This is a genomic window from Paucihalobacter sp., from assembly GCF_036825875.1.
In the GTDB taxonomy this organism is placed as follows: domain Bacteria; phylum Bacteroidota; class Bacteroidia; order Flavobacteriales; family Flavobacteriaceae; genus Paucihalobacter.
Genome location: NZ_DAISXK010000069.1, coordinates 1 through 5,387 on the forward strand (window position 1 = coordinate 1; position 5,387 = coordinate 5,387).

Below are 5,387 nucleotides of genomic sequence, written 5' to 3' on the forward strand. Positions count from 1 at the left end.
AGAAATCTAACTGACGCTGTAAAGAAACTTCAGCACCTGTAACATAAGCATCATCCCCATTTTGTGGTTGAAATGTTCTGAATCCGGCATTTGTTTCTCCAGTAGGAACTTCACCAATTTGGGTGTAAATGAAGTTGTTAATGCGCTTGTAGAAAACACCCCCCGAAAGAATACCGACGTTATCGAAATAATGTTCAGCCATAAAGTCGAAATTCATGGAGGTTGTTGGGTCGAGGTCTGAATTACCTAATACAATTTCCTCATCTTCAATAAGTACATCAACAGTCGGCACTAAATCCACGTAGTTAGGACGCGCTAAAGTGTTGGTCCAAGCCAATCTAAATACTGTTTTATTACTTAAATCGTATTTAAAATGAACCCCAGGTAAAATGTTGGTATAGCTACTTTCATCTGTAATTTGACCTATAAGTTCTTCTTCCTCCTCAATTTGATTTCCGGTAGCAGTAATTTTCGTGGTCTCTAATCGAACACCTGCCAAAACACTTAATTTATCAGAAACTTTTTGATTGGCCATGATGTATCCAGCAAATACATCTTCGGAAACATTGTAATTGGCTCTCAAATATTCATCTGGGATATCTTCTTCATCAAATAAAACAGGATTCCTTAAATTTAAGCTACCCAAAAATTCAGGAGACATAAAAGATCCGGCTGCGTATTGACTACCTGCTAGAAAATCAGGATTTGTGAAATCTCTTGTTGGAACAACAGCCAGCGTTCCAAACGCCTGTGGGTTATCGCCTGTTGGATCGTATTCGAAAAAGTTATTGTTTCTGAATTTATCTTTTAATCGCAACCTACCACCAAATTTGATGATACCATCACCATTACCAAAAAAGTCTGAAGGCAAGGTAAAGTTTACGAAAGCATTAAAATCTTCTTCCTGTGTTTCTTGGTTTTCTTCGGAAATAGAGTTGAGGTTAAATCTGTCTAAAGTAACTTGAGAAGGATCTGTCGGTCTAAATGACGGGAATCTCGGGTTGGTGAAATCTCCCGCTAAGGCAATGCTGCTGCCGGTTTGGTATTGGGTGTATCTTTCGTTTGGTCTGTCTTCAGAAGCTTTTGCAGCTGAAATTAACCAGTCAACTTGTAAGCTATTCACCAAATGCTCACCTGTTAAAGTAAAATTGTACATTCTCTGCTCTTCTAATCTCGTATTTTGAATTCGTCCTCCGGGAATACCGCCTTTAGTTTGGCGACGTATTCTGCCTGTATAACTTACTATGTTTTCGGTACCATCCTCAAATACTGGATTTATTCTATCATAACGCAATCTATATCTGTTTTCACGATCATCTCGCCAGTTGTACATAGATTTAAAGGCAATTTTGTTGTTTTCATTAAAGGCGTAATCAAAATTCGCTGAAAAACTTCTTCTAACGCGTTGTACAAGATAAACTCGAATATCATTTTCTTCAACATATGGATTTACTGTAATATCTTCTCCTGTTAAAGGACTTTCAGCTTCATTAGCCCAAACAGCTTCTACGTTATCCGAACCAAAATCGTTATCGTTAATAGATGCAGCAATCATCCAGCCAAATTTGCGGTCTTTAGAACGATCACCCACCAAAAACGATCCATTTAAAATACGTTTGTTGGTTATAAAGTTGATACCAGTACCAGCAGTAGCGGCCAATCTAAAACTTTGAGGGGATGACCTCGTTACCAAATTAACCGAACCACCCAATGCATCGGCATCCATGTCTGGCGTTACAGCTTTATTCACTTCAATGGTTTGTATCATATCCGATGGGATAAGGTCCATCTGCACATTTCGGTTATCACCTTCCGCAGATGGAATTCTACTGCCGTTTAAGGTAACACTGTTTAATTCTGGTGCCAAACCTCTCACAATAATATTTCGGGATTCACCTTGATCTACCTGCATGGTGATACCTGGAATTCGTCGCATAGCATCACCAATATTAGCATCTGGAAATTTTCCAATTTGGTCGGTGGAAACTATGTTGGTAATGTTCGCTTTATTACGTTGTGTGTTTAAAGCTCTCGCCTGACTATTTAAAGAAAAGCCTCTTAATTCGACTGCGGCGAGCTCCTCAGGACTTTCACTTAATTTAAAGTTAGTAACAATTGTTTGACCAGCTGTTACAACTATTTGCATAGTGACATCCTCGAAACCCAAGTACTTTACAACTACTTCGTAAGTTCCTTCTGGAACTCCTAAAATAAGGTAATTACCATTTTCGTCAGAAATGGAGCCTTTGTTGATGGATTCAATTAAAATATTCGCACCTGGAACAAATAATCCAAAAGCATCGGTAACAACACCCTTAATGTTTCCGTTTTGCGAAAAAATGGTACTAAAACTAAATAAGAATAATAAAAAAATGTAGTTTGTCTTCATGGTTAGTTAATTTTTTACAAACATACATGAAAGGCAAAACCAGCGATTTACATAAACTTAAAACTTGGGTTACCAAATGATTAAAATATTGCCATTTTGGATGGATTTTTACCAAAAATTTACAATCGCTTAACTTTTTGGTAAAAATTAAAACCAGAAATCCGCCTAAATAATTTACAGCGAATTATTTAGGTTTAACAATATTTATCTAGGAAAATTTTGCTAAATAATAAAAATCGAAAATTCAATTATCTAATCCTTTTGCTTTGGATGCACCAAAGTCATCTCATCCACCAAATGCGTGGCGCCAGCAAATTTGTCTATGATAAATAATACATAGCGAATATCCACCATAATATTTCTACAGATTTCAGGGTCGTAATAAATATCGCTCATAGTGCCTTCCCAAACCCGGTCGAAGTTCAGGCCAACAAGATTGCCGTTAGCATCTACTGCTGGACTACCACTATTGCCACCTGTGGTATGATTGGTCCCAATAAAGGCTACTGGTAGTTTACCATTGCTATCGGCGTAGTTTCCGTAGTTTTTTGTCTTATGCAAATCAATTAATTTTTGTGGCACATCAAATTCATAATCACGTGGAACATATTTTTCAATTACACCATCTAAATAGGTTATAGGTTCGTAATACACCGCATCTCTTGGCGCATATCCTTTTACCTTTCCGTAGGTTACTCTTAAAGTACCATTGGCATCGGGGAAGTAACGCTCATCTGGTAATACTTCCATCAATGCTTTCATGTACTGTCTTTGTAAATTATTGATTTGCGTGTTTTTAATTTGCCATTCGGGCTCCACTTCATTATAAAACTTTGTAATATGTGGTTTTGCAAATTGATAGGCGGCGTCTTTGTTTAAGGCTTTTACAATATCCGCTTTACTTCCTTCCAAAATTTTAAGTGCTAATTTTTGGTTGGTAAAGGCTGTTTTATTATAAATAGATGCATCAAACTTATCGGTAAAATGTGGTATGATAGCTTGAAAAACTTCTTTATCAACTTGTGGATTGTAATTCCTATAAATTGATTTCAACCTAGCGCTTACGCCTTCTTTTGCTTTGTTAAAAGTGGCATCATCGGCCATTGTGGCATTTTCAAGTTGTGCGAGCTGCATCATGATTTGCATGAGCTCACTGGTTCTTACAAATACTTCAACAAACTTATTTCGGTTTAAATTAACTGCTTCAAAGGATTGGTATAGCGTTTCCAATTCGGGCAATACCGATCCGTATTGGTTATTTAACCCCTTTTTGAGTAGTTCATTTTTAAATTTTTCTTCCAATGCGCGTTTTATATCGATGGCACCACTTTTTGCAATACCTTGATTTTCGCCTATCCATTTTTTCCAGGCATTCGCGATACGTGCTTGTTTGGATGCATACTGAATTCTAACCTTATCGCTCGCTTTCATATTGGCATCGATTACTTTTAATGCCGATTCTCTGATAGCGATATTGGCTGGATTAATTTTGTTTACAACTTGATTTACCGCAACCGCCGGTAAATACTCATTGGTGGTTCCAGGAAATCCCATTACTAAGGTAAAATCGTCTTCTGCTACACCATCTAAAGAAATAGGCAAATGGTGTTTGGGTGTGTAAGGAACATTGTTTGTCGCATATTTTGCTGGACGGTTATTAGCATCGGCATAAATTCTAAACACCGCAAAATCGCCCGTATGTCTAGGCCAAACCCAGTTATCGGTATCGCTACCAAATTTGCCGATACTCGTTGGTGGTGCACCTACCAGTCTTATATCTTCATAGCGTTCATAAATAAACAGGTAGTATTGATTGCCCTGGTAGAATGCTTTGATACCAACATTTTGCCAATCTTCCTTTGTGGCTTCAGTTCTTACATAATAACTGTTGCTGTCTATTTTTGACTGTCTTGCTTTGGCATCCATGGTTTCGGTAACACCAGCTAAAACAACTTCAGTGACATCTTCAATACGAACAACAAAATCTACAAAAAGTTCATCATTTGGAATTTCTTCATTCAAGCTCATGGCCCAAAATCCATTTTTCAAATAATCGTTTTCTAAAGACGAATGCGATTGAATTTGACTATAACCACAATGGTGATTGGTAAGTAATAAGCCCTTAAGAGAAATCACTTCACTGGTGCAACCATTATTAAAATGTGCGATGGCATCTTTTAAGCTAGAATTGTTGATATCGTATATATCACTTGCTGTTAGTGCGCCGCCCAAAGCTTCAATTTCGGTTTCGTTTATGCCTTCTAACAGCGAAGGAATCCACATGCCGCCTTGTTGGGCTTGTAATTGGAAAATTATAAATAGGAAGAAAATCTTAATTAGTTTCATGATTGAAATGTTTTATTCGTGTAAAGTTAAAAAAGAAGCAATGAATATTAAGTTTTTTCTTGGGTTTCAGTCGGTACCTTTAAAAAAGATGTCTATTACATTTGAAAATTATTCACTCAAATTTTCATTAAAAAATGAAATTGAGGCTTCTATTATCTTTGACCTATAATTTAAATTGGGCTTTCATAAAATCTTTTATAATTTTGATATATGTCTGAAAATGAACTGTCATATATTATTATTAGATGTGGATTAGAAGTTCACAGGCAATTAGGTCCTGGATTATTAGAAAGTGCCTACAAAGAATGTTTATTTTTCAAATTACAACAAAACGGATGATACGTTGAAAAAGAAAAACCTATGCCTTTAGTTTTTGAAAATGTAAAATTAGAATGTGGGTATAGAATAGATCTATTAGTCGAAAATAAGGTAGTTATAGAATTAAAAAGTGTGGAGTGCCTGACAGATGTTCATCTAGCCCAAACATTAACGTACATGAAACTTGGTGGTTACAAACTAGGATTGCTTATGAACTTTAATGTTGCATTGTTAAAACAAGGTATAAAAAGAGTGATAAATGGAAAATTAAACCATAAATAATTAATCGTTGTGGTTGAAAAATTAACCACGATGTTCGCAAATAAATCACAAA

Annotated in this window: 2 protein-coding genes and 1 pseudogene; 1 reads left to right on the forward strand and 2 read right to left on the reverse strand. The window is 36.2% G+C overall.

Translation table 11 applies throughout. From position 1 onward, the window contains the following. Together V7Z48_RS13025 and V7Z48_RS13030 are read right to left on the reverse strand one after the other, a co-directional pair. Positions 1-2,389, reverse strand: a 2,389-nt coding sequence (locus V7Z48_RS13025; RefSeq protein ID WP_334114037.1) for a TonB-dependent receptor, incomplete at its 3' end; no start/stop codon positions are given. A gap of 252 nt (positions 2,390-2,641) precedes the next feature. Beyond that, entirely contained in the window at positions 2,642-4,735 is a 2,094-nt protein-coding gene (locus V7Z48_RS13030) for a S46 family peptidase (RefSeq protein ID WP_334114039.1), read from the reverse strand. A 210-nt stretch (positions 4,736-4,945) separates the two neighbouring features. Here V7Z48_RS13030 and V7Z48_RS13035 point away from each other — a divergent pair. Then, positions 4,946-5,335: pseudogene (locus V7Z48_RS13035) on the forward strand (GxxExxY protein). Positions 5,336-5,387 lie beyond the last annotated feature (52 nt).

Excerpts from the sequence above, each read along its gene's own strand:
- V7Z48_RS13030 (WP_334114039.1), bottom strand. The coding sequence starts at position 4,735 with ATGAAACTAATTAAGATTTTCTTCCTATTTATAATTTTCCAATTACAA.